The following is a 25509-nucleotide window of genomic DNA, read 5'->3' as shown; positions in this document are numbered from 1 at the left end:
CTTTCATTGCATGAATTATGTATAAATTTTTTTTAAAATCAAGTGAACTTTTTAATAATTATTCTGTCTAATGGATAAAATGCATTGTTTGATTAATAAACAACCTTAATGTTACGATTTGTTTACAGCTTTTTTTCTAAAAATATTGATTATTGTTTTGAATTAATCCTAAAATGATAGATATTTTTAGTCTTATATCATTTATTATTCAATTAGATAATAATAATTATCGTATTGTTTGTACTTCTCCTAATTAATAAAATTTAAAAAAACCTCAAAGTATTTGAGGTTTTTTTATGATAGTTAACTAGAAATTAGCATTCTTTGGTGTGCGTGGGAATGGAATAACATCACGAACATTTTGAACGCCCGTTACGTAAACGATTAACCGCTCAAAACCTAAACCGAAGCCTGAATGTGGCACTGTTCCATAACGGCGTAAGTCACGATACCACCAGTAATCTTCTTTATTTAAGCCAAGTTCTTCCATGCGTTTATCAAGCATATCTAAACGTTCTTCACGTTGTGATCCGCCGATAATTTCACCAATACCTGGCGCTAAAACGTCCATTGCGGCAACCGTTTTACCATCATCATTCATACGCATATAAAACGCTTTAATGTCTTTAGGATAATTTTTGACAACAACGGGTGCTTTAAAATGCTGCTCTGCAAGATATCTTTCATGTTCAGAGGCTAAATCGATCCCCCAACTGACCGGATTTTCAAATTTAACATCGCATTTTTGTAAAATTGTAATGGCATCGGTATAATCGACTTGGGCAAAATCAGTATTAATAAAATGTTCTAAACGATTAATAGCTTTTTTATCAATGTGCTGAGTAAAAAATTGCATATCGTCTGCGCGTTCTTCAAGCACTGTTTTAAACACAAATTTAAGCATGTCTTCAGCTAATTTAGCATTGTCATTAAGATCTGCAAAAGCGACTTCAGGCTCCATCATCCAAAACTCTGCCAAATGGCGTGTGGTATTGGAATTTTCAGCTCTAAAGGTTGGGCCAAAAGTATAAACTTTAGATAACGCGCAAGCATATGTTTCCGCATTTAATTGACCTGATACCGTTAAAAATGCTTCTTTTCCAAAAAAGTCTTTATCATAGTCAATTTCACCTTTATCTGTCTTAGGTAAGTTCAACAGATCGAGGGTTGAAACGCGAAACATTTCGCCAGCTCCTTCGGTATCTGATGCGGTAATGAGCGGAGTTGAAAGCCAAAAAAAGCCGCGACTATCAAAAAATTGATGAATTGCTTTAGCTAATGTATGACGAACACGAGTAATCGCACCAACAATATTTGTTCTAGCACGTAAATGAGCAACTTCTCGCAAATACTCGATTGAATGACGTTTTGCCGCCATTGGGTAGGTTTCAGGATCGTCGACAAAACCATAGACTTCAACTTGAGTAGCTTGTAATTCGAACTTTTGTCCTTGACCTGGTGATTCAACGACTTGACCTGTCACTTTAACTGAACAACCTGCTGTTAATCGTAATACTTCATTGTCATAATTAGGTAGGTTTTTTTCGATAACGGCTTGGATAGGATCAAAGCAAGAGCCATCGTAGATTGCTAAAAAAGAAATGCCTGCTTTAGAATCACGGCGTGTTCTAACCCAGCCTTGAACAGAAACGGTGCTACCAACAGCAATTTTGCCTTGAAGCACATCGACAATAGAAACAACTGAATTCATTTTAATTTCCATTTTATGATTAATTTATGTGGTTTTCGACACTAAAAGTACGTTTTAGCTCATCGATAAATGCGAGATCTTGCGAAATTGTTTTACCTGGGCTATCCGATAATTTTGCGACAGATTGACCATTACATTCGGTTAATTTAAGCACAATATTTAAAGATTTGGTATTGAAATTTTTTGACGGGATATCACACGCCAAATGACCACCAATACCAAAAGATAATTTAATGCGTTGATTAAAATGCTGATAAATTCTTAGCGCCTTATCAAAATTCAAACTATCCGAAAACACTAAAAGCTTGGTTTTAGGATCGATTCCCAATCTTTCGTAATGAGCAATGGCTTTTTCGCCCCACGAGATAGGATCACCAGAATCATGACGTAAACCTTGATATCGCGTAGCAAAATATAAATTAAAATCGCGTAAGAATGCATCCATGGTAATACAATCAGTCAGCGCAACGTCAAGATGATGGGGATATTCGTCTAACCAAACGTCTAACGCTGTTTTTTGACAATCTTGCAAATTAGGGCTTAAACGTTGATGAGCTTGAAACCATTCATGGGCTTGTGTTCCAACTGGGGTTAAACCTAATTGATAAGCTAATAAATAATTACTGGTACAACAAAATCCGGGGAAATTATTTTTTAAATAATGAATAACGGCATGTTGGACGTCAAAGGAATATCGACGACGCGTACCAAAATCCATAAAATTAAAACCAGTCATATCAACATTTTTTGTTTTTTGATAAACAGACTGTAGCTTATTTTCTAAATGAGCGATAGCTTCATTGACACCAATATTCGGCGTGCGATCTTTATGAACAATTTCACTAATAACCGCTAAAAGCGGTACTTCCCATAAAATGATATCGAGCCATTTGCCTTCAATGCGAATAAATAATTTTCCATTATTATTTTTAACAGTTAATAGCTTAGCGTTAAAATGCCAATTTTTAAGCCAATTTAAATAATCGGCCTGTAAATAAGGAATTTTTGATAAATAGTTAAATTCATCTTCTGTTAGCGTTAAATTTTCCATTAACGTCAATTGGTGTTTGATTTCGTCGGCATATTGCCCTAAAAGCTCATCATTACGGCATCGAAATTCGGCAACAACTGTCGCATTAGGATAATGATGAAAGACGGCTTGTTGCATATGCAATTTATAAGCATCAGTATCTAATAATGATGTGATGATAGGTGGTAACATGAAAATTTGTCGTTAATACAAAAGAAAAGTTTGAAGATTATAGCAGAATAATAATGAACGTATAGATTAATTAACGAATAAGATTTGTTTTAATTCGTTATAATAGAAACAGATGGAATGATAAAGTAGACGTAAATAACGAGATTAAAAAAAATTATACCTAAAATAATTGTGATCGAGTTATGGTTTAAAATGCATCTCATCGATAAAATAATATCAAAAAGATCTAACTAAAATAGTTAACGAAATACTGAAAGTCTTAATTTTATCGCGGAATATTAAATAACTAGTTTATTAATAATAAAATAGTCATCATAAGGTATGAATATATGAATAACACAATAACCGAATCGAAACCGATTGTTAAAAATCGCCTTGATTATAAAGCGCCAGATTTTACAATTACGGATATTAATTTAGATTTTGATTTAGCCCCTGAAATGACTATCGTTACAGCTGTTAGTCAAGTGATTAAAAAAAATGAACAGGCAACAGGTTTAAAATTAGATGGCGAAGATCTAAAATTAATCGAGATTAAGATCGATAATCAACCATGGAACGATTATCAACTAACAGACAGTCAATTAATTATTAACCATGTACCTGATAAGTTTACTTTGACAATAGTTAATCACATTAAGCCTATTGAAAATACAGCGTTAGAAGGACTTTATGTTTCTGGTGATGTACTTTGTACGCAATGCGAAGCAGAAGGATTTAGGCATATTACTTATTATTTAGATAGACCCGATGTTTTAGCCAAATTTACAACTAAAATTACTGCTAATAAAGAAAGCTATCCTTATTTGTTATCTAACGGAAACCGTATAGCACAAGGCGAATTACATGATGGACGCCATTGGGTAAAATGGCAGGATCCTTTTCCCAAACCTGCGTATTTATTTGCGTTAGTTGCCGGTGATTTTGATGTATTAAAAGATGAATTTATTACTCGTTCAAAACGAAAAGTTGCATTAGAAATTTATGTTGATAAAGGCAATTTAGATCGTAGCAATTTTGCTATGACTAGCTTAAAAAATGCGATGCGTTGGGATGAAACACGTTTTGATCTCGAATATGATCTTGATATATTTATGATTGTTGCTGTCGACTTTTTTAACATGGGAGCGATGGAAAACAAAGGGCTTAATATTTTTAACTCAAAATATGTATTAGCGAAACCACAAACTGCAACCGATGCGGATTATTTAGGCATAGAAGGTGTTATTGGGCATGAATATTTTCATAACTGGACAGGTAATAGGGTCACTTGTCGTGATTGGTTCCAACTCAGTTTAAAAGAAGGATTAACGGTATTTCGCGATCAAGAATTTAGTTCAGATTTAGGCTCTCGTGCTGTAAAACGAATTGATGATGTTAAAATTATGCGTACCGTACAATTTGCAGAAGATGCAAGTCCAATGTCTCACCCAATTCGCCCTGATCACGTCATCGAAATGAATAATTTTTATACGGTCACTGTATACGAAAAAGGAGCCGAAGTTATTCGTATGATGCACAAATTATTAGGTGAAAAAGCCTTCCAAGAAGGGATGAAATTATATTTTAAACGTCATGATGGAAGTGCTGCAACCTGCGATGATTTTGTGCAAGCGATGCAAGATGCCTCTAATATTGATCTTAGTCAATTCAAATTATGGTATAGCCAATCAGGAACGCCAGAACTTGAAGTGACTGATTTCTATGATGAAAAAAAACAGTGTTACACATTAACCGTTAAACAACATACTTCACCAACGTTTGATCAACAAAATAAACAACCTTTGCACATCCCACTTGATATTGAATTGTATGCAAAAAACGGCAATATTTTGCCATTACAATATCAAGGTAAAGAGATAGGTAATGTTTTAAATGTGACACAAAATCAGCAACAATTTCAATTTGATCATATTACAGAAAAACCCGTTATTTCATTATTAGGGGATTTTTCAGCGCCTGTTAAATTAGACTACGATTATCAAGATGATGATTTAATCTTTTTAATGCAGTATGCGCATAATGCATTTAATCGTTACGATGCAGCACAACGCTTATTAGGTAAATATATTCGTCAAAATGTAATGGCTTATCAAAATGAACAAGCATTGACTATACCTGAAAATGTGGTAGATGCATTTCGCGCAGTATTATTATCGGAAAATATGGATCCTGCTTTAATTGCGCAAATAATTACGTTACCTTCTGAAAATGAAATGGCTAATTTATTTACCTTAGTCGATCCACTTGCAATCCATCAAGTAAGAGAATACTTATTAAATCATTTTGCCAATGATTTATATGATGAATTATTAGCAGTATATCGTGCTAATCAAATAGCAAATTATCAAATTACTCATAAAGATATTGCTAAACGGATGCTTAAAAATGCGTGTCTTGCTTTATTAGCGTTTGCTAATGATAAAAAAGAGGTTAATCAATTGGTATTAAAACAATACCAACAAGCAGATAATATGACAGATAGTTTTGCAGCCTTAGCGATTGCCGCAAAAGCAACGCTTGCCTGTAAAACAGAATTATTAGAAGATTTTGATAATAAATGGTATCAAGATGGGCTCGTTATGGATAAATGGTTATCTTTACAAGCAACAAATCCAGATAAACAGGTATTAAAAACCGTAAAATCACTCTTAAATCATCGATCATTTAGTCTAAGTAATCCTAACCGAATTCGAGCTTTAATTGGATCTTTTGTCAATAACAATCCTGTTGCTTTTCATGCTGAAGATGGTAGCGGTTATCAATTCCTTGTTGATATGCTTAAATTACTAAATGGAAAAAATCCGCAAGTTGCAGCTAGATTAATCGATCCTTTAATTCGATTAAAGCGCTATGATCAAAAACGACAACAACAAATGAGGCAGTCATTAGAATCTTTATTGAAACTTAAACATTTATCGAAAGATCTCTATGAAAAGATTACTAAGGCATTATCCGCTTAATCTTACCTATTGGACTGCTTCAAAAAATGATTTTACCAAGCTGTTTTAACGGTTTATTTTAAGTTTCGCTCGCACTAGCGAGCGAAACTTATATGGAAAAGCGGATATTAAGACTCTGGCATAATCCAATAACCATTTTTATTATGTTCTTTCATATAATCTTTAAATTGTTCAGAATGATAAGCTTCTTTTATGGCTTTTGCCCAATCACTATCTTCATTACCACCATTAACCACAACCATAATTTCAAGTGGTGGAATAATGGTTTCAGTTAATAATGCTTTTGTATGATCTAATTTTGCCATAGAGGCTGCGCTACCAGGAATGACCGCAAAATCAAGATCGTTTAAAACACGTGGCATATTTAGAGATTCCATTTCAATAAATTTTATTCCAGCATCGTTACTTTCAATATCTTTTGTGCTGACTAAAATAGGATCAATGCCCGGTTTTAATTTTATCCATCCCGCTTTTTCAAGTAAGTTAAAAGCACGAGCAGCGTTAGAGGCATCGGATGGAATGGCAACTTTTGCACCTTTAAAAACATCATTTAACGAATTATATTTACTGGAATAAATAATAGCAGGCACAGACGGAACATGGACAACAGCTTTTAAATTGGCTTTACGTTCACGATTAAAAACATCCATAAATGCCTGATGTTGTGCAACTGTTGCATCAACACTACCTTCTGTCAATGCAATATCGGATTCAAATAAATCAGCAAAATTAATTAAATTTACGGTATAACCTTCAGCTTCTAAAATGGGTTTAACAGCGTCCTCGAATAAATCATTATAAGGCCCGGGTGAAACCGCCATACTAAATTCTTTTTTAGGTTGATTATTGCTTTCTGATGAAGATGAATCATCGCAAGCGCTTAAAATAAAAATTAAACTAACTAACAGTAATGAACCTATTTTATTTATTTTTTTTAAGAATCTAGAGATGTTTTGCATAGATTTATCCTTTTAAAAAAGAGTAAGTAGACGTGTTTGCTAAAAATAAAAGAAAGTAAAAGAAAGTAAGTTGTTCAATAAAAAATGCGGTATTAAAACGATTCATTGCATCAATTCATCCTTAATTTTATGCGATTTTTATTCTAACTAATAAAAATCAATCTGCTATAGATTGACTGTAACACACAAAATGGTGTTTGTTTATTCCAACTTTTTATAATATATAACCGAAAAGAATAAGATATAAAAAAGGATTATTAAAAAGGTTTTTAGAGCTATGTTAGTCTGATTTTAACTCAATAAATGAATTTAAATATGACGATATATTTAGACTCTTAATGTCAGGTAATTTAGTTAATAAAAAAGGTTATAGAATGATTAAATTTCAACATGTTTATAAACAATATAATCATAATGGTGTAATAACCGAAGCATTAAAGGATATTAATCTTAATATTGATAAAGGTGATATTTACGGCATCATCGGTTATAGCGGTGCAGGAAAAAGTACATTACTCAGATTAATTAATAAATTAGAATCACCAAGCCAAGGTGAAGTCATTATTGAAAATCAAATTCTTAATCATTTAAATGAGGGAGAATTACGAACATTAAGACATAAAATTGGCATGATTTTCCAACATTTTAATTTACTCGAGTCAAAAACGGTATATGACAATATTGCAATACCAATGATGTTAATTCATAAAAATAAAAAATACATTAAGAAACGCGTTGAGGAGTTATTAGATTTCGTTGAATTACGCGATAAAGCACATCATTACCCTAAAGAATTATCAGGAGGTCAAAAGCAGCGAGTTGGCATCGCAAGGGCTTTAGCCAATCAACCTGATATTTTATTATGTGATGAGGCAACGTCAGCACTCGATCCTAAAACTACCCAGTCAATTTTATCCCTTTTACAAAAAGTAAATCAGCAATATCAAATAACCATCGTTCTAATTACCCATGAAATGCAAGTCATTAAACAAATTTGCAATAAAGTGGCGGTAATGGAAAAAGGGCACATCATAGAGCAAGGCAAAGTTGTTGATATTTTTGCAAATCCGATGCAATTAACGACGCGACAATTTATCAACTCAATTATTAATGATGAAATTCCGATTGCCATTGTAAATAATTTACGCGCAATTGAAGGCGATCATGAAAATATTCGATTGTTTAAGTTAGAATTTTTAGGGCGCTCAGCATCAGAGCCAGTCATTAATTCTTTAATTTTACAACAACATGTTACCGTAAATATTTTGTTTGCGCATATGTCCGAAATTGAACATAAAGTGTTAGGAAGCATGTTTATTCATTTAAAAGGTGATCATAAGTCGATTCTAAATGCAATTAATTATTTACAAGAGCATGGTGTGCAAGTCACTGAAATTAATCATTAAAGGGTTATTACTATGGAATTAATACAAACGATAAACCATTTTTTTAGTAGTATTTTCGTCACAAGACTCAGTTTGGATCAATTTGTCATTGCTACAATGGAAACGTTTTACATGGTGATCATGTCATTATTTATTGGCTCTTTATTTGGTATTCCGATGGGTATTTGTTTAGTTACTACTCGTAAAGGTGGGCTATGGAATAATCCACGCCTCTATAAAATTCTTAATATCGTTATTAATATTGTTCGCTCTTTGCCCTTTATTATTTTATTAATTGCAATTATTCCGTTTACCTATTTGATAATACATAAATCAATAGGTACAGCTGCAGTGATTGTGCCATTGACGTTTTATGTCGCACCTTATATAGCAAGGCTTGTTGAAAATTCTTTACTTGAAGTCAAAAGTGGCATCATTGAAGCGGCAAAATCAATGGGGGCAACACCTATGCAAATTATATGGCATTTTATGTTGCCTGAAGCATTTAGTTCATTAATTCTTACCTTAACTACAGCGACGATAGGTTTAATTAATGCCTCGGCTATGGCGGGCGTTGTTGGAGGCGGTGGGTTGGGTGATTTAGCGATTGCATATGGATATCGACGTTATGATACCGTTGCGATGCTGATTATTGTTTGTATTTTAGTTATCGTCGTGCAAGCCATTCAAAGTCTTGGTAATTATTTAGCTAAAAAAGCGAGACATGAATAATTAAAATTTGGAAATAATTGTTTATTAAATCAAAAATATTAATAATTTAATTGTAAAGCGATCAACACTAGAATTTTAATTTTTATCTATTAGTTGAATAGATTTCCTTTATTGAAAATTATCAAGTAGAATGGCTCTACTTCTACCCGTATAATGAAAAAAGATTGCTCATAACAACCTTGTAGGAAACAGTCGTGACAATTAATTTAGTTAATAATTTGGTTGAAATCCAAGATATGTCTTTTTTTCGTGGAACAAGACCTATCTATAAAAATATGAATTTAACAGTGCCTAAAGGGAAAATCACCGCCATTATGGGACCGTCAGGCATTGGTAAAACAACGCTTTTACGTTTGATAGGGGGGCAATTAAAACCCCAATCTGGACAAATTTTATTTGATGGCATAAATATTCCGTCTTTATCGCGCAAAAAATTATATGAAACTCGTAAGCGCATGAGTATGCTTTTCCAATCAGGCGCATTATTCACTGATATGTCTGTGTTTGATAATGTCGCTTATCCGCTTTTAGAACATCTTGATCTTCCTAAGCCTATTTTACATAATTTAGTATTAATGAAATTACAATCAGTAGGCCTCCGAGGGGCTGCTGATATGATGCCTTCTGAACTATCGGGCGGTATGGCAAGGCGGGTTGCGTTAGCGAGAGCGATTGCGTTAGACCCTGAGTTAATCATGTTTGACGAACCTTTTGCTGGTCAAGATCCTATTTCAATGGGCGTTATCGTTAAACTTATATCAGAAATCAATCAATCATTAGGGTTAACCTGTATTGTTGTAACGCATGATGTCAAAGAAGTATTAAGTATCGCTGATTATGCGTATATTATTGCCGAACAACATATTATTGCTGGTGGTACATCAGATCAACTCTATAAAAATGACGATCCACGTGTTAAACAATTTCTGGAAGGTTTAGCAGATGGACCCGTTCCTTTTCATTATCCTGCAATTGATTATAAATTGGATTTAAGCCGAGGTGATAATTAATGTTAAATCTACTTGCGCACGTGGGACAATGGGCAATTAATTTTATCTCAATGCTTGGACGTGCTGGCATTATGCTTTTTCGCTCTTTGGTGGGTCGCCAGCAATTTAAAAAACAGTTCCCGCTATTAATTAAGCAATTCTATTTTATTGGCGTGCAATCATTAACCATTATTATGGTTTCTGGACTCTTTATCGGTATGGTCCTTGCTCTACAAGGTTATTTTATTTTAACAACCTTTGGCGCTGAGGCAAGTTTAGGTATGATGGTTGCTTTAGCATTATTACGCGAATTAGCACCTGTCGTCGCTGGTCTATTATTCGCAGGTAGGGCGGGTTCGGCATTAACGGCTGAAATTGGTTTAATGAAAGCTACTGAACAAATCTCAAGCATGGAAATGATGGCAGTTGATCCTTTAAGGCGTTTAATTGCACCGAGATTCTGGGCGGGATTTTTTTGTATGCCCTTTTTAACGGCAATATTTGTTGCAATAGGTATTCTTGGTGGCGCTTTAGTTGGCATTGAATGGAAAGGCATAGATTCGGGATTCTTTTGGTCCTCTATACAAAGTAATGTTGATTGGTGGAATGATATTGGAAATTGTTTTATTAAAAGCCTTGCATTTGCAATTGCCACTTGCTGGATAGCGCTTTTTAATGGTTATGATTGCGTCCCTACTTCAGAAGGGATTAGTAAAGCGACAACAAATACCGTTGTTTATTCGTCATTAGTTATTTTGGGGTTAGATTTTATTTTAACCGCATTAATGTTTAGTCATTGAGGTTATTAAACATGAGTCGTAAAGTTGAAATTACTGTTGGTTTATTTTTATTATTAGTGATTTGTTCAGTCCTTTTTTTATGTTTTAGAGTCGCAGATCCTGCCTCATTAATGAATAAAAACACCTACCAAGTATATGCTGTTTTTGATAATATTGGTGGCTTAAAAGCCAAATCACCGATTAAAATTGGTGGTGTTGTTATTGGTCGAGTGAGTAATATTTCGTTACAAATTTCGGACAATGATATTTATAAACCTTATGTGACAATGGATATTTATTCAGCTTATAACAAGATCCCAAGTAGTAGCTCACTTTCAATTAAAACTTCTGGCTTACTTGGCGAACAATTTATTGACATCAATTTTGGTCTTGATCAAGCAATGTCAGATGAAATTGATGCTTTAGATACTGATAGCCACTCCCACATTGCAACAACAAATAAAGAATCTAGCTATTTTAATCAGGGTTTTGTTATTCAAAACACTAAACCGGCAATAGTCATAGAGGATCTGATTGGGCAATTTTTATACAGTTCTGGTAGTGATAAATCAGCCAAAGAAGCAACAACTGAAAAGGAATAACGGAGTAAGTAAGATGTTAACGAAATTGAAAATCACCCTTTTTTTTGCGATTACTTTTTTATTTTCAACAAATGTAATGGCAAGTAATGATCCTTATCAACAAATGCAAACCGCCGCTGATACATTATTTAGTACAATTAAAGCGAATGCAAATTTGATTAAAAGCGATCCTAATAAATTAAAAGATATTACCAAACAAGACTTATTACCTTATATCCAAGTTAAATATTCAGCAGCTTTAATTGTGGGTAATTATTATAAAAGTGCTAGCCAAGAACAACGCAATGCCTATTTTACTGCATTTCAAGAATATTTAATTCAAGCGATGGCTCAAGCATTAACCATGTATAATGGACAAGCATATCAAGTAGAAGCGGCAAAAGATATTGGCGATAAAACACTGCTGTCGATTCGTGTTTTATTAATTCAACCTGATAAAAACCAACAACCTGTGCGGATTGATTTTTTATGGCGTAAAAACAGTGTCACAGGTGAATGGAAAGCCTATGATTTAGTTGCTGAAGGCGTCAGTATGATCACAACTAAACAAAATGAATGGGCAACCATTTTGCGTCAAGGGGGTATCGATGCATTAACGGCAGAACTCCATAAAAGCTCATTAACAAAAATCGATCCTAATGCCAATAAGAAGGATTAATATCCTATGATTAAATTGTTGACCGAAAAAGCGCAACAAACGTTAATACTAAAGGGTGAATTAGATGCATCTTCGCTCAATCAATTATGGCAACAACAGCAGGAATTAATTGCGGACATTCAAATTATTGATGTTGCCGAATTAGATCGCGTTGATTCCTGCGGTTTAGCAATGCTTGTCTATTTTTGTAATAAATATTCGCTAAGCTTAATCGGCGTAAAATCGCAATTAAAAACACTTATTGCGCTTTATGATTTGCAAACAGTCATTCCAATGGGTAAATAAATAGGGTTTAGTTATATCTTTTTTTCTTATCCAATCTCCTTAAAAATTTAATTTAGTATAAATTTGACGAATTTTATAAATTTATCTAAATTGAATTTTTTAAAAATGAAAAAAATAAAAAATTATTTTTATTTTTTTCATTTCAAAGCGTTAACTAATCAATTAATAACCGAGTAATAAATAAAATGGATAAACAACATATTATTGATAAATTAAAACAGTCTTTACCTTTAGACGATGTGCATGTTATGACGGATGATGGAAGTCATTTTCAAGTTATTGCAATAAGTGATATATTTTCAGAGTTAAGCCGCGTGCAAAAACAACAAGCTATTTATGCCCCTTTAGCAGAATTTATTTCAGATAATCGCATACATGCTTTATCAATAAAAACTTATACCGTAAAAGAGTGGCAACGCGAACGTAAATTAATGGGGCTTTGATTTGTTTTTTTCCACTTGATTTAGGTATTTTAAGCACCACAATAACATCGCATTTGAAGACAAATTTTTGAATTAAGGTATAAAACATGACAAATCCATTATTAACGAATCCTTTATTAGTAAATTCCGAATTACCACTTTTTTCGCAAATAAAACCTGAACATGTTTTACCTGCTATCAAAGAGACTTTACAAAATTGTCGTAATACCATTGAATATGTTGTCGCAAATAATACACAATATACATGGGATAATTTAATTCAACCGATAGATGAAGTCGACGAAAAATTTAGTCGAGCCTGGTCGCCGGTTAGTCATTTAAATGCCGTTAAAAATAGTCCTGAATTGCGTAAAGCTTATGAAGAATGCTTACCGTTATTATCTGAATATAGTACTTGGGTTGGGCAACATAAACCGTTATATGAAGCTTATAAATCACTTAAAAATAGTTCGGAATATCATCAATTAAATAAAGCGCAAAAAAAAGTCATTGATAATGCATTACGTGATTTTGAATTATCTGGTATTGGACTTGCTGCCGACAAACAAAAACGTTATGGTGAAATTGTCAGCAAGTTATCCGAATTATCATCAAATTATAGCAATAATGTGTTAGATGCGACGATGGGCTGGACTAAACATATTACAGATATTGATGATTTAAAAGGAATACCAGAAAGCGCAATTGAAGCAGCAAAACAGCAAGCGGAAGCAAAAGGGTTAGATGGTTGGCTGTTAACGCTTGATATGCCTTGTTATATCCCTGTTATTACTTATTGCGATAATCGCGATTTACGTTTTGAAATCTATCAAGCCTACAGTACAAGAGCATCTGATCAAGGTCCTAATGCAGGTAAATGGGATAATACAGAAAATATTGAACAGATTTTAAAATTACGTCAAGAAGTCGCAACCTTATTAGGTTTTAACACTTATGCGGATAAATCATTAGCGACTAAAATGGCACATTCATGCGAGCAAGTTTTTGATTTCTTAAATAATCTTGCCCATAAAGCAAAACCGCAAGGCGAAAAAGAATTAAAACAATTAAAACAATATGCCTATGAGTTTTTTGGCGCAAGCGATCTGAAACCATGGGATATTGCTTATTATAGTGAAAAACAAAAACAATATTTATATGCCATTAACGACGAAGAATTACGCCCTTACTTTCCACAACAACGTGTCATTAATGGATTATTTGAAGTAGTAAAACGTATTTTTGGTATTAGCGCCAAAGAACGTCAAGGTGTCGAAGTCTGGTCACCTGAAGTTAAATTCTATGATTTATTTGATGCACAAGGTCATTTAAAAGGCAGTTTTTATCTTGATTTATTTGCTCGTGAACATAAACGCGGCGGAGCCTGGATGGATGATTGTATTGGACGTATGCGCTATGCGGATGGTCATATCCAACAACCGGTTGCATATTTGACTTGTAATTTTAATCGCCCAATTGGCGATAAACCCGCGTTATTTACTCACGATGAGGTGACGACATTATTTCATGAATTTGGACATGGTTTACATCATATGTTGACTGAGATTGACGTCGCCTCGGTTGCCGGAATTAATGGTGTTCCTTGGGATGCGGTTGAATTACCGAGCCAATTTTTAGAAAATTGGTGTTGGCAACCACAAGCACTGGCCTTTATTTCAGGACATTATTTAACGGGTGAACCTTTACCGCAAGAAATGTTAGATAAAATGCTAGCAGCTAAAAATTATCAAGCCGCGTTATTTATCTTAAGACAATTAGAATTTGGTCTATTTGATTTTAAATTACACAGCCAAAAAGAAGCAAGAGTATTAGACACGCTTAATGAAGTTCGCAAGCAAGTGGCCGTTGTTCCTACCATGGAGTGGGGGCGATTTCCTCATGCCTTTAGCCACATTTTTGCAGGTGGTTACGCTGCCGGTTATTATAGTTATTTATGGGCAGAAGTTTTATCAGCCGATGCATTTTCGCGTTTTGAAGAAGAAGGTATTTTTAATACTAAAACAGGGAATGCTTTTCTGGATAATATTTTGTCGCAAGGCGGTAGTGATGAGCCGATGACTCTATTTAAAAACTTTCGGGGTCGTGAGCCTCAATTAGACGCATTATTACATCATTATGGTATCAATGAATCTTAACGTAACTGAGCTAACTATTCAGGCACAAGAATGGTTAGCTCAATATCAAACCTTACCTTTTACCCTTATCAAGCAAGAAAGTCGTTTAGAATTACAAAAAATAGATGAACCTAAGATGGGGGCTATTTATGTGGATTTTATTTCAGGTATAATGGCGCATCGTCGGCAGTTTGGGGGCGGTCGGGGCGAGGCGATTGCTAAGGCTATCGGTGTGAAAGGTAACTATTTGCCTTTTGTCATTGATGCAACAGCAGGGCTTGGGCGCGATGCGTTTGTTTTGGCATCGATTGGTTGTAATGTGATTATGCTTGAACGTCATCCAGTGGTTAAAGCCTTATTAGCAGATGGCTTACAAAGAGCTTATCTTGATGAGCGTAGCGGCAATGAGTTGCAAGCGCGTTTACGTTTAAGTCAGGCATTCAATTTACAGCAGTTGCTTAATAATGTAACGGATTTAGCTGAAAAGCCTGATGTTATCTACCTTGACCCTATGTTTCCTCATCGTCAAAAAAGTGCATTAGTCAAAAAAGAAATGCGTGTTTTTCAACAATTAGTTGGTCATGATGATGATGCTAATTTATTGCTTGAACCTGCTCGCAAATTAGCGAAAAAGCGGGTCGTTGTCAAAAGACCCGATTATGCCCCCTTTTTAGGAAATTGCACGCCGACAGCCGAAATCAAAACGAAAAATCATCGTTTTGATATTTATACTCCATTTGGTTAATAGAATATGAGATTAGATAAATTCCTTGCCCATCATTTGGGTATCAGCCGCAATCAAGTTAATAAAGAATTAAAAGCATGTCATGTCACAGTTGATGATCAAATCGTAAAATTAGGTGCTTATCAATTAACGAGTTCACAAATTGTAAAATATCAAGATAACGAAATTGAACAGATAACAGGCAAACGTTATTTTATGCTTAATAAACCACAAGGTTATGTTTGCTCAACAGATGATCCTGATCATGCAACAATTTTATATTTTATCGATGAACCTATGTCGGATAAATTGCATGCGGCAGGTCGCCTTGATTTAGATACAACTGGCTTAGTTTTATTAACAGATGATGGCAAATGGTCACATAAAATTACCTCACCCAAACATCATTGCCTAAAAACTTATCTTGTCGAAGTCGCTGAACCATTGCATCAAGAACTTATCGAAACATTTAAAAATGGTATTCAATTAAAAGGTGAAAAAGCATTAACAAAACCGGCGCAATTAATTCTTATTGATGAGTTTCATGCACAAGTGAAAATTAGTGAAGGGCGTTATCATCAAGTAAAACGAATGTTTGCGGCGGTAAATAATCATGTTGTAGCTCTTCATCGTCAAAGTATTGGTGATATTGTGCTTGATATTAAAGAAGGCGAATATAGACCATTAACACAACAAGAAATTGATTCAATTAATTAATATATATCGTCCTAATTAATGATTTTACGAATTTATATTATTGATTGATATAATTTACACCCTACATACCCATTATTTTATACGTTATATTAAAAGGATAAATTGCAGTGCAACCTTCCAATAATGCTGTTGAAATAAAGCTACCAAATGGTGCTTTGATTTTAATTCTCGGCTTACTTTCGATGTTAATGCCTCTATCGATTGATTTGTATTTAAGTAGTATCCCAAATATTGGTTCTTCTTTTCATGCACCCGATGGCAAGGTGCAATTAACCATCAGTATATATTTGCTCGGTGCTTCGGTTGGGCAATTACTTTTTGGACCTTTAACAGATAGTTATGGTCGACGAAATGTTTTATTAACGGGACTCACTATTTTTGTTATTGCCGCTTTAAGTTGTGCCCTGGCCGGAAATATAGATCAATTAATTATTGCCCGCTTTTTTCATGGCACAGCAGCAGCTGCTACAACCATTATTGTGAATGCGCTTATGAAAGATATTTATCGCGATCGTGATGAATTTTCTAAAATGATGTCTTTTGTGATGTTAGTCTCTAATGTAGCCCCACTTTTAGCACCTATCATTGGTGGCTATATTTTATATTGGTTTAATTGGCAGGCTAACTTTTATGTTATAGGCGGTGTTGGGCTATTTTGTTTATTTTTAGTTGCAAAATTTATTCCTGAAACGTTAGCAAAAGATAAACGCGATATATTTAGTTTACTACGCATTTTAAGTAATTTTATTGTGTTATTTCGCCATCGGCAAGTATTAAGCTATATGCTAGTTGGGGCGTTTGCTGGAGCAGGATTATTTTCATTTTTAAGTTCTAGCGCCTTTGTTTATATGAATATTCACGGTGTAGATAGTACGCATTTTGGTTTCTATTTTGCGATTAATATTTGTGTAATGATATTGATGAATACCTTAAACAGTCGTTTTGTTAAGCGAGTGGGTGCGATTAATATGATGCAATTTGGATTAACGGTGCAATTCATTATGTCCATTGGTCTTATTATTGTTGAATTAATGCATCTAAGTTTTCCCTTTTTAGTTGCCTGTGTGGCCGGTTATATCGGTTGTATTGCGGTTGTTGGCGGTAATAGTATGGCGGTGGTTTTAAATTATTATCCGCGCATTTCTGGTACCGCTTCCTCATTAGCTGGAACACTTCGATTTATGGTTGCAGGTGCTGTTGGTGTTTTAATTTCTGTTTTATCACCGGCTCACAATGACACATTAATGACGGATAATATCATTGAATGGTTGATGGTTGGTTCAATGGTTGTATGTAATTTTTTAGCTTTTGGGCTCTTTTTGAATGTCAAAAAAAGCCAAAAAGAGATAAAATAACGACTATTTTGCAGGTTAATGGTTAGGTACATTTTTGGAAAAGTTAAAAGTCACAAAAAAACAAATTATGACTCAACTCATTTTATTTGGGTTACTCGTTTTATTTGTTTATATCTTTGTCGCGCTAATAACTTATGATCCGGCAGATCCAGGTTGGTCACAAACGGCCTGGCACGAACCTATCAGTAATTTAGGCGGTTATATTGGTGCATATGTATCAGATATTTTATTGCAATTCTTCGGATTTATTGCTTATTGTTTACCGATAATTGGATGTTTTATCTGTGCACAATTAATGATTTATTTTTTTCATTCTTGCGATAAACCGATTAATTATTTTAGTGCCTCTTTTCGTATCATTGGAATTTTAGCGTTTATATTTAGTGCGACAGGATTTTTTGCGCTAAATATTCGTGATGGCATGTTATTTATGGCGGGTGGAAATCTGGGGCAAATAGTATTACAAAATATATTGCCTTTAATGAATCCTTTGCAAACATCATTAACCTTTTTTGTTGTTTGTTTAGCCTGTATTACGCTTTTAACGAGTTTATCCTGGTTTAAATTACTCGAAAAATTAGGCGCGCTTGTTATTTTCTGTTTAACGCCGATTAGCTGGTTGTTGTTTAATCGTTCACATGCCATACCTAAATCCACTAATCAAACGTCCCTTGATGATAAACAAAACCTGGATAATACTGTATCTAATGTTGCTTATTCAGAAAATCATATTAATCAAGATAAGGGTTTAACGCCTCACGAATTTCCGTCAGATAACGATGTTGATGACCGTATCAATTTCGCAAATTCGAAAACAAATGATTTAACTTTGCCACCAAACACTGACAACAAAATAGCTGTCGATGCAGATGAGCAACTTGATGAAAACTTATCGAATAATGCTTTAGAAAAAGACGATATATCTAATTTGCATGATGATTATCAAATTGCCGATGCACCAAGTAAACCTTTATTTATTAAAACAAGTTATGCAGCGCAACATTTACCGAATACAAAATTAAATCAATACGAGAACAATCAACACTGGGTGATAGAAGAGTATCGAGATAATGATAGAAATGACGAAATTAATGAGATTTCACAAAGTCTTGCCAAAGAGTATCAACAAAATCAATTACTAAATTCAAGAGCAAGTTTACCAATTATAGAAGAATCTCCACATCATTATTTTGAAACTAAAAATGACCATGACCCTGATCTTGATAAAGATAACGATATAGATTATGAAATAACCGCTGATATTTATAGCAAATCGATGATATCTGCTCATGCTGATGATCCTAGCCAATTAGCTGAACACGTTGGCGATGTTTACGCAACTAATCAACAAGATACTAATTTACCAGAAAATGATAGCCATCATCCTATTACAGCAAATAACCCTCAAGCTGAGCAAGAATATAATGATGAAAATGACGAAGATAATAACGATACTTCGCAAGGTTTAATTCATCCATTTTTATTTAATCAGGATAAAACTACAGCTAAAATTGCAACTAAACCTACAACATTATTGCCTTCTTTAGATTTATTAACGCCGGCACCGACAAAGCAGATCACAATAGATCATTCAGCATTAGATAAAATGGCCGAATTAATTGAACGCAGTTTATCGGATTATCGTGTTAATGCGAAAGTAGTCGATTACCAGCCGGGGCCTGTAATAACACGTTTTGAAATTGAGCTCGCTCCGGGCATAAAAGCCGCACGGATTTCAACATTAGATCGCGATTTAGCTCGTTCGTTATCAATGACATCAGTGCGTGTTGTGGAAGTTATTCCCGGAAAGCCTTATGTCGGCATTGAATTACCCAATAAAAATCGTCAAACTGTTTATTTTCGTGAAGTGCTTGATAGTCCGCAATTTCGTGAAGAAAAATCACCCTTAACCATTGTATTAGGTAAAGATATCTCAGGACATTCGGTGGTTGCTGATTTAGCTAAAATGCCACATTTATTAGTCGCAGGTACAACTGGCTCAGGTAAATCTGTTGGCGTTAATGCGATGATTTTAAGTATTTTATATAAATCACAGCCTGAAGATGTTCGGTTTATTATGATAGATCCAAAAATGCTTGAATTATCTATCTATGAAGGAATTCCTCATCTATTAACAAATGTTGTAACAGATATGAAAGATGCCACCAATGCCCTTAACTGGTGTGTAAACGAAATGGAAAGGCGCTATCTTTTGATGTCAAAATTAGGTGTACGCAATATTGCCGGTTACAATGAAAAAATTAAATTAGCTGCTGAAATGGGGCAGCCTATTCCTGATCCATTATGGAAACCGAATGATAACTTTGATCTCAACATGCCAACGCTTGAAAAGCTACCTTATATTGTAGTTATGGTTGATGAATTTGCTGATCTTATTATGGCGGTTGGTAAAAAGGTTGAAGAATTAATAGCTCGTTTAGCTCAAAAAGCGCGAGCAGCAGGTATTCACTTAGTTTTAGCAACACAAAGACCGTCAGTTGATGTGATTACGGGACTTATAAAAGCCAATATTCCAACTCGTATTGCCTTTACAGTATCAAGTAAAATTGATTCACGCACCATCCTCGATCAAATGGGAGCAGAATCATTATTAGGCATGGGGGATATGTTATATCTCCCACCAAATAGTTCTATTCCAATACGTGTACATGGTGCTTTTGTTCGCGATGAAGAAGTTCATGCCGTTGTACAAGATTGGAAAGCAAGAGGAAAACCTAAATACGTCGATAATATTACCGTTTCCGTTGATAGCCATGATGGAAATAATAACGATAGTCATCAAGATGAGCTCGACCCTTTATTTGATCAGGTGGTGGATTTTGTAACAGAAACTCGCCGAGCATCTATTTCAAGCGTGCAGCGTAAATTTAGGATTGGTTATAATCGAGCCGCTCGCATTGTTGAACAAATGGAAGAAGAAGGAATAATTAGTAAACCCGCGCATAACGGCAGTCGCGAAGTATTATCGCCATCTGCAAATGCTAATTATTAATTCATTATCTATTTATTAACTGTTCATTAATTAACTATTCATTGATTAATTCGTCAATAAAAACAGCCTTGTGGTTTTTGTGAGGCTTCTCGCATTTTTAATTTAGATTTTTCTATTTATTGCAAATAGATTGCGTAATTTATCGCAAATCATATTTTTATCATTTAAATAAAAATAAAACCGTTTATTTTTATGCATATTAAGGGGTTTTAAAAATAATTATTAACTATATTTAAACACAGTTTCGACATTTCATCATGTCATTGATTATATTATATAACTTACCAATTTGATCTTGATTAAATAATCGGAATTAGGCAAAATTAAAGCAGAAATTGAATGAATTTTAACGTCGATAAAATCTATTTTTAATTTATAACTATTTTTATTAGGAAATCATATGACTATGTTAACTCAAAGAGTAGAGGCAAATAAAAATATAAAAGTGCAAGAATTAAATGTAATGAAGAAAGTTCACAAAATAAAATCTGATATCAGTGTGCGAGATATTAAAATGATCACGCAAAATTTGTTAAAAAAAGGCTTTGATATTAATTTTTTGCAAAAAGCGACAGGATTTACAATCGATGAACTTAAATTTATTTGCCAAAATTTTAATTGAGAAATCTCTAATTTAAATGTAGCTAAAAAGGCTAAATTGCCAGCGACTATTTAGCCAGTGTATAATGAAAGCCTCAATTACGTTGGAGCTGTTATTGTAATGTTTATGATAGTAAGTGGTCGTTCTGGTTCAGGAAAGTCTATCGCACTGAGAGCATTAGAAGATATGGGATTTTATTGTGTTGATAATATTCCGGTGAGTTTGCTTCCAGAATTAGCAGAATCATTAAAAATAAGTAATACGCCTGTTGCAGTAAGTATTGATATTCGTAATTTACCTGCTAATTTTGATTTTAATCAAGACATTATTCAACGTTTGCCTAAAACAATAACGCCTGAAATTATATTTTTTGATAGTAATCGAAACACCTTAATTCGCCGTTATAGTGAAACTCGACGTATACACCCTTTAACAGCCTTACGCCCAACGCTTGAAGAAGCCATAGATTTAGAAGAAGAATATTTAGAGCCACTAAAAAAACATGCCACAACAATTATTAATACCGACAATCTCTCCATTTATGAATTAACGGATACCTTACGATTACATGTTTTAGGTAAAAAACAGAAAAAATTAACCATTGTTGTTGAATCATTTGGTTTTAAACATGGCACACCGGCTAATGCGGATTTTATGTTTGATGTGCGATTTTTGCCTAATCCACACTGGGATCCGAGCTTACGTCCATTAACTGGGCTTGATAAACCGGTAAAAGATTATTTAAATAAATACTGGGAAGTTAATAATTTTATTTCGCAAACGGCTAATTATTTACAGCAATGGTTGCCCATGCTCGAAAATAATAATCGCAGTTATCTAACAATTGCTATCGGTTGCACAGGTGGGCAGCATCGGTCGGTTTATATTGTCCAACAGTTAGCTGAATTATTTCGTTCACAAGGGCTTGAAGTCCAAGCGCGTCATAAAGCGTTAGAAAAATATTTATTACATTAAATGTATAGATGATTTTTAAACGTTAACAATTTTCATTGGACAAACTTTTATTGTCAATTATTAACCGATTCGGTATTAACAAAAATATCGCTTATTTTAATTAATTCAATATCATTGGGTAAACTGGCTAATTTGTGCCTTAACACAATTAATGTTTGAAGATGAGGATGCCCTATAACAATAGCTTGTCCTTTTTTTCGGGCAATTTTTATCGCTAAATCAAATTGTTTACTAATCTCATCTTCGTCAAGATTATTATCAAGAAAGACATCACGTGTAGCAGTTTGAACATTATATTCTTGTGCTACTTGTTTAATTTTACTTTGTCCTGTTGTTTTACTGTCGATAAAAAAAAGTGAATATTGACTAACAACTTGCATGACTTTTTGCATAGCTTGATAATTAGCCGTCATTAAACTCCCCATATGGTTATTGATGCCTTTTGCATACGGAAATTTGTTAATAGCCGCTTGAATTATCTGCTGGATCTCTTGACCATCCATCGATGGATAAAGCGTATTATGTTCTAAAGGTTGCTTATTAATGGGTGCCATCGGTAAGTGAATTATTATATCATTACCGTGTGTATAGGCTAATTCAGCCATATAGCTGGCATTTGGTGCATTAGGTAAAATGGCTATATTAATCATTGATGAAAGATTAAGTATCGCTTCTTCGGTATTTTTTCGATATCCATAATCATCGATAATAATGGCAAGTTTTGCTGCCCACGCGTTTGAATGAATCGAAATATTGCTTATAAATAGACAAATGTATAATGTAAATTTTACTAACTGTTTCATTTCTTTAACCATGCACTTGGATCTAACGCTTTGCCATCCCGGCGAATTTCAAAATAGAGCGACGAGGTATTTTGTCCACCGCTATTACCGACTAAGGCTATTGTTTGCCCTGTTTTAATCGTATCACCAACTTCAACCAAGAGACGCTGATTATAACCATATAAACTCATATCACCTTTACCGTGATCCAAAGCGACTACAAATCCATAACCTTGAAGCCAACTCGCTAGAATAACACGTCCATCTGTAATTGCTGAAACATTTGTGCCATAAGGTGCATTAATAACCAGCCCTTTCCAATATAATTCGCCTTGTAAAGGATCACCAAATCGGTGAGTGATTTGCCCTTTTACCGGTAAAGGAAATTGATGCATAGGTTTACCAATACCACTAACACGCGCCATTAAAGAACGTTCATTGGCATTAAAACTATATTGATTATTTTTTTGTTTTTCTTGCAATTGTTTGGCTTGCTTAACGTCTTGCTGTGCTGTAAGGCGATTTTCCTGTTCGGCTTTTTTTATTTGATCTTGTAATTTGAATTCATTATCACGCAATTCAGCTAATTTTTGTTGATTTGCCAGCATTGACGATTCAAGTTCTTTAATAGTACTTTGCCTTTTTTGGCGATTTTTTTCGAGGCTAATTTGGCTTTCTTTTTGTTTATTAACGATACGTTTTTGGGTTTTTTCTCTCGTTTCAAGATCTGTTTTTTTATTTGTTAACTGATCCGTTGTTAGTTGTAGATCGTTGATTTGTTTTTGTCTAGCTTCATTGATATAACCATAATAATTAATGATTCGTTCATTACGCTCATTTTCATCAAGAGAAAAGACAAGTTCAATACCAGAATTGCGACCGAGTTTGAACGTATTTTCTAATTGTTTAGCAAGCGCAGTTTGCTGCTGTTTTTGTTTAAGGCTAAGTGCATCGATTTGCTTAATAAGCTTATTAATGTCTAATGATAATTGTTTTAGTGAGGCTTTATTTTCTTCAATAGCATTTAGTAATTTAGCGATTTCAGTTTCTTGTTCTTTTAAATCGTTGACCCATTGGCTACGTTGTTTTTTTTGATTATTAATTAATTTTTCTTGATCTTGAATCGATGAACGAATTGATTGTAATTCTTGTTTATCATTAGCATAGCTAACAGGAATCGTTAGCGCTGTTAAGAAAATAATGATAAAAAAATTTATTCTAAAAAACATGATTTGATTAGTGATCATCCATCGAAAAATTATGTGATAACACTATACCTAAATTAGGACAAGATGCAAAACAATCTGCCTTTTATACGGCAACTAAATAAATAGATTAAGTAAACGCTAAAATAATGATGATTATTGGTAAAGTGGCTTAATATAATACAAAATGACTTTAATACTAGATAGGCAAGTTATTATTAAATAATATAAACAATTAGATAATCTTTATACTTTGCATAAATCAATAACGAGAAGCGATTAGGCATTTCACAATATCTAAAAACAGGATAAAATACAAAACTATTTATATCTTAATACTTTAATTCAACCAAAAAGATCACAACATGCAAAAGTTTAATGTCAAAACCTTTCAGGGTTTAATTCTTACATTACAAGATTATTGGGCTAATCAAGGTTGCACAATTATTCAACCTTTAGATATGGAAGTGGGTGCAGGCACATCGCATCCAATGACATGTTTACGGGCGATCGGTCCAGAGCCAATTAATGCCGCTTATGTTCAACCATCAAGGCGCCCAACAGATGGTCGTTATGGTGAAAATCCAAATCGATTACAACATTATTATCAATTCCAAGTCATCTTAAAACCGTCTCCTGATAATATTCAAGAATTGTATTTAGGATCGCTTAAAGAACTAGGTTTAGATCCCACTATAAATGATATTCGTTTTGTTGAAGATAACTGGGAAAATCCAACCTTAGGTGCATGGGGATTAGGTTGGGAAGTTTGGTTAAATGGTATGGAAGTGACGCAATTTACTTATTTTCAGCAAGTTGGTGGGCTTGAATGTAAACCTGTGACGGGTGAAATTACTTATGGTTTAGAACGTTTAGCCATGTATATTCAAGGCGTAGATAGTGTTTATGATTTAATTTGGAGTGAAGGTGCGTTTGGTAAAACAACCTATGGCGATGTGTTTCATCAAAATGAAGTCGAACAATCGACGTATAATTTTGAATACGCCAATATTGATTTTTTATTCCATTGTTTTGATGAATACGAAAAAGAAGCTAACTATTTGTTAGCACTCGAAAATCCACTACCATTACCGGCTTATGAACGTATTTTAAAGGCAGCTCATTGTTTTAACTTACTTGATGCCCGGAAAGCAATTTCCGTGACTGAACGTCAACGTTATATTTTAAGAATTAGAGCATTAACCAAAATGGTCGCCGAAGCCTATTATGCATCGCGCGAAGCGTTAGGTTTCCCAATGTGTCAAGCAAAACCCGAATCGACTAAATAAGGAGTC

The 25509-nt window shown here is 34.0% G+C and carries 22 protein-coding genes; 17 read left to right on the top strand and 5 right to left on the bottom strand.

Annotated elements, in window-relative coordinates:
• Nucleotides 1-307: 307 nt before the first annotated feature.
• Together asnS and pncB are read right to left on the bottom strand one after the other, a co-directional pair.
• On the bottom strand, nt 308-1711 hold the full coding sequence (gene asnS / locus ACSYSW_RS08945; RefSeq protein ID WP_491705386.1) for an asparagine--tRNA ligase: 1404 nt from the start codon (nt 1709-1711) through the stop codon (nt 308-310).
• Nucleotides 1712-1730: 19 nt separating this feature from the next.
• Nucleotides 1731-2933: a nicotinate phosphoribosyltransferase gene (gene pncB / locus ACSYSW_RS08940; RefSeq protein ID WP_491705387.1), complete on the bottom strand. Its 1203-nt coding sequence runs from the start codon at nt 2931-2933 to the stop codon at nt 1731-1733.
• Between the two features lie 329 nt (nt 2934-3262).
• Between pncB and pepN the strand changes: the two genes are divergently transcribed.
• On the top strand, nt 3263-5896 hold the full coding sequence (gene pepN, locus ACSYSW_RS08935; protein ID WP_491705388.1) for an aminopeptidase N: 2634 nt from the start codon (nt 3263-3265) through the stop codon (nt 5894-5896).
• Between the two features lie 107 nt (nt 5897-6003).
• Here the strand turns inward: pepN and ACSYSW_RS08930 are convergent, their stop codons facing one another.
• Complete coding sequence (locus ACSYSW_RS08930) at nt 6004-6855, bottom strand: MetQ/NlpA family ABC transporter substrate-binding protein (protein WP_491705389.1); 852 nt, start codon at nt 6853-6855, stop codon at nt 6004-6006.
• A 374-nt stretch (nt 6856-7229) separates the two neighbouring features.
• Here ACSYSW_RS08930 and ACSYSW_RS08925 point away from each other — a divergent pair, with 374 nt between their 5' ends.
• The 15 genes from ACSYSW_RS08925 (at nt 7230) to rapZ (ending at nt 22227) form a co-directional block, all read left to right on the top strand.
• Complete coding sequence (locus ACSYSW_RS08925) at nt 7230-8261, top strand: methionine ABC transporter ATP-binding protein (protein WP_491705390.1); 1032 nt, start codon at nt 7230-7232, stop codon at nt 8259-8261.
• Nucleotides 8262-8357: 96 nt separating this feature from the next.
• Nucleotides 8358-8972 (top strand): methionine ABC transporter permease, encoded by a 615-nt coding sequence (locus ACSYSW_RS08920; protein WP_491706046.1) that lies wholly within the window; start codon nt 8358-8360, stop codon nt 8970-8972.
• A 236-nt stretch (nt 8973-9208) separates the two neighbouring features.
• Nucleotides 9209-9982, top strand: coding sequence for a phospholipid ABC transporter ATP-binding protein MlaF (mlaF, locus tag ACSYSW_RS08915; protein WP_491706337.1), 774 nt, complete (start codon nt 9209-9211; stop codon nt 9980-9982).
• The gene (gene mlaE / locus ACSYSW_RS08910; protein WP_491705391.1) at nt 9982-10761 is read left to right on the top strand and encodes a lipid asymmetry maintenance ABC transporter permease subunit MlaE; all 780 of its coding nucleotides are present in this window, start codon (nt 9982-9984) and stop codon (nt 10759-10761) included. The genes mlaF and mlaE overlap by 1 nt, the downstream gene beginning before the upstream one ends.
• An 11-nt stretch (nt 10762-10772) precedes the next feature.
• A complete protein-coding gene (gene mlaD, locus ACSYSW_RS08905; RefSeq protein WP_491705392.1) occupies nt 10773-11342 on the top strand; it encodes an outer membrane lipid asymmetry maintenance protein MlaD in 570 nt (189 codons plus the stop codon).
• Nucleotides 11343-11355: 13 nt separating this feature from the next.
• The gene (mlaC, locus tag ACSYSW_RS08900) at nt 11356-12000 is read left to right on the top strand and encodes a phospholipid-binding protein MlaC (protein ID WP_491705393.1); all 645 of its coding nucleotides are present in this window, start codon (nt 11356-11358) and stop codon (nt 11998-12000) included.
• 6 nt (nt 12001-12006) lie between these two features.
• Entirely contained in the window at nt 12007-12285 is a 279-nt protein-coding gene (gene mlaB, locus ACSYSW_RS08895) for a lipid asymmetry maintenance protein MlaB (protein WP_491705394.1), read from the top strand.
• 185 nt (nt 12286-12470) lie between these two features.
• The gene (locus ACSYSW_RS08890) at nt 12471-12728 is read left to right on the top strand and encodes a BolA family protein (RefSeq protein WP_491705395.1); all 258 of its coding nucleotides are present in this window, start codon (nt 12471-12473) and stop codon (nt 12726-12728) included.
• A gap of 86 nt (nt 12729-12814) precedes the next feature.
• Nucleotides 12815-14863 (top strand): oligopeptidase A, encoded by a 2049-nt coding sequence (gene prlC / locus ACSYSW_RS08885; RefSeq protein ID WP_491705396.1) that lies wholly within the window; start codon nt 12815-12817, stop codon nt 14861-14863.
• Nucleotides 14844-15587, top strand: a complete 744-nt coding sequence (locus tag ACSYSW_RS08880) for a class I SAM-dependent methyltransferase (RefSeq protein ID WP_491705397.1) — start codon at nt 14844-14846, stop codon at nt 15585-15587. Before prlC ends, ACSYSW_RS08880 begins: the two co-directional genes overlap by 20 nt.
• A 6-nt stretch (nt 15588-15593) precedes the next feature.
• A complete protein-coding gene (gene rsuA, locus ACSYSW_RS08875; protein ID WP_491705398.1) occupies nt 15594-16283 on the top strand; it encodes a 16S rRNA pseudouridine(516) synthase RsuA in 690 nt (229 codons plus the stop codon).
• Between the two features lie 107 nt (nt 16284-16390).
• Complete coding sequence (locus ACSYSW_RS08870) at nt 16391-17638, top strand: Bcr/CflA family multidrug efflux MFS transporter (RefSeq protein WP_491705399.1); 1248 nt, start codon at nt 16391-16393, stop codon at nt 17636-17638.
• 34 nt (nt 17639-17672) lie between these two features.
• The gene (locus ACSYSW_RS08865; protein WP_491705400.1) at nt 17673-20651 is read left to right on the top strand and encodes a DNA translocase FtsK 4TM domain-containing protein; all 2979 of its coding nucleotides are present in this window, start codon (nt 17673-17675) and stop codon (nt 20649-20651) included.
• Between the two features lie 400 nt (nt 20652-21051).
• The gene (locus ACSYSW_RS08860) at nt 21052-21273 is read left to right on the top strand and encodes a hypothetical protein (protein ID WP_491705401.1); all 222 of its coding nucleotides are present in this window, start codon (nt 21052-21054) and stop codon (nt 21271-21273) included.
• Nucleotides 21274-21372: 99 nt separating this feature from the next.
• Nucleotides 21373-22227 carry an RNase adapter RapZ gene (gene rapZ, locus ACSYSW_RS08855; RefSeq protein ID WP_491705402.1) on the top strand — a complete coding sequence of 285 codons (855 nt, stop codon included), beginning with the start codon at nt 21373-21375 and terminating at the stop codon, nt 22225-22227.
• A 53-nt stretch (nt 22228-22280) separates the two neighbouring features.
• On the opposite strand, the gene ACSYSW_RS08850 is transcribed toward rapZ, so the two are convergent.
• Nucleotides 22281-23030: a divergent polysaccharide deacetylase family protein gene (locus tag ACSYSW_RS08850; RefSeq protein WP_491705403.1), complete on the bottom strand. Its 750-nt coding sequence runs from the start codon at nt 23028-23030 to the stop codon at nt 22281-22283.
• Nucleotides 23027-24238 (bottom strand): murein hydrolase activator EnvC, encoded by a 1212-nt coding sequence (envC, locus tag ACSYSW_RS08845; RefSeq protein ID WP_491705404.1) that lies wholly within the window; start codon nt 24236-24238, stop codon nt 23027-23029. Before envC ends, ACSYSW_RS08850 begins: the two co-directional genes overlap by 4 nt.
• Before the next feature lie 341 nt (nt 24239-24579).
• Here envC and glyQ point away from each other — a divergent pair, with 341 nt between their 5' ends.
• Entirely contained in the window at nt 24580-25503 is a 924-nt protein-coding gene (gene glyQ, locus ACSYSW_RS08840; protein ID WP_491705405.1) for a glycine--tRNA ligase subunit alpha, read from the top strand.
• Nucleotides 25504-25509 lie beyond the last annotated feature (6 nt).

It is taken from the genome of Gilliamella sp. ESL1225, assembly GCF_058502635.1.
The sequence above is the reverse complement of the archived record's forward strand: the minus strand, read 5'-3'. Positions and strand labels throughout refer to the sequence as shown.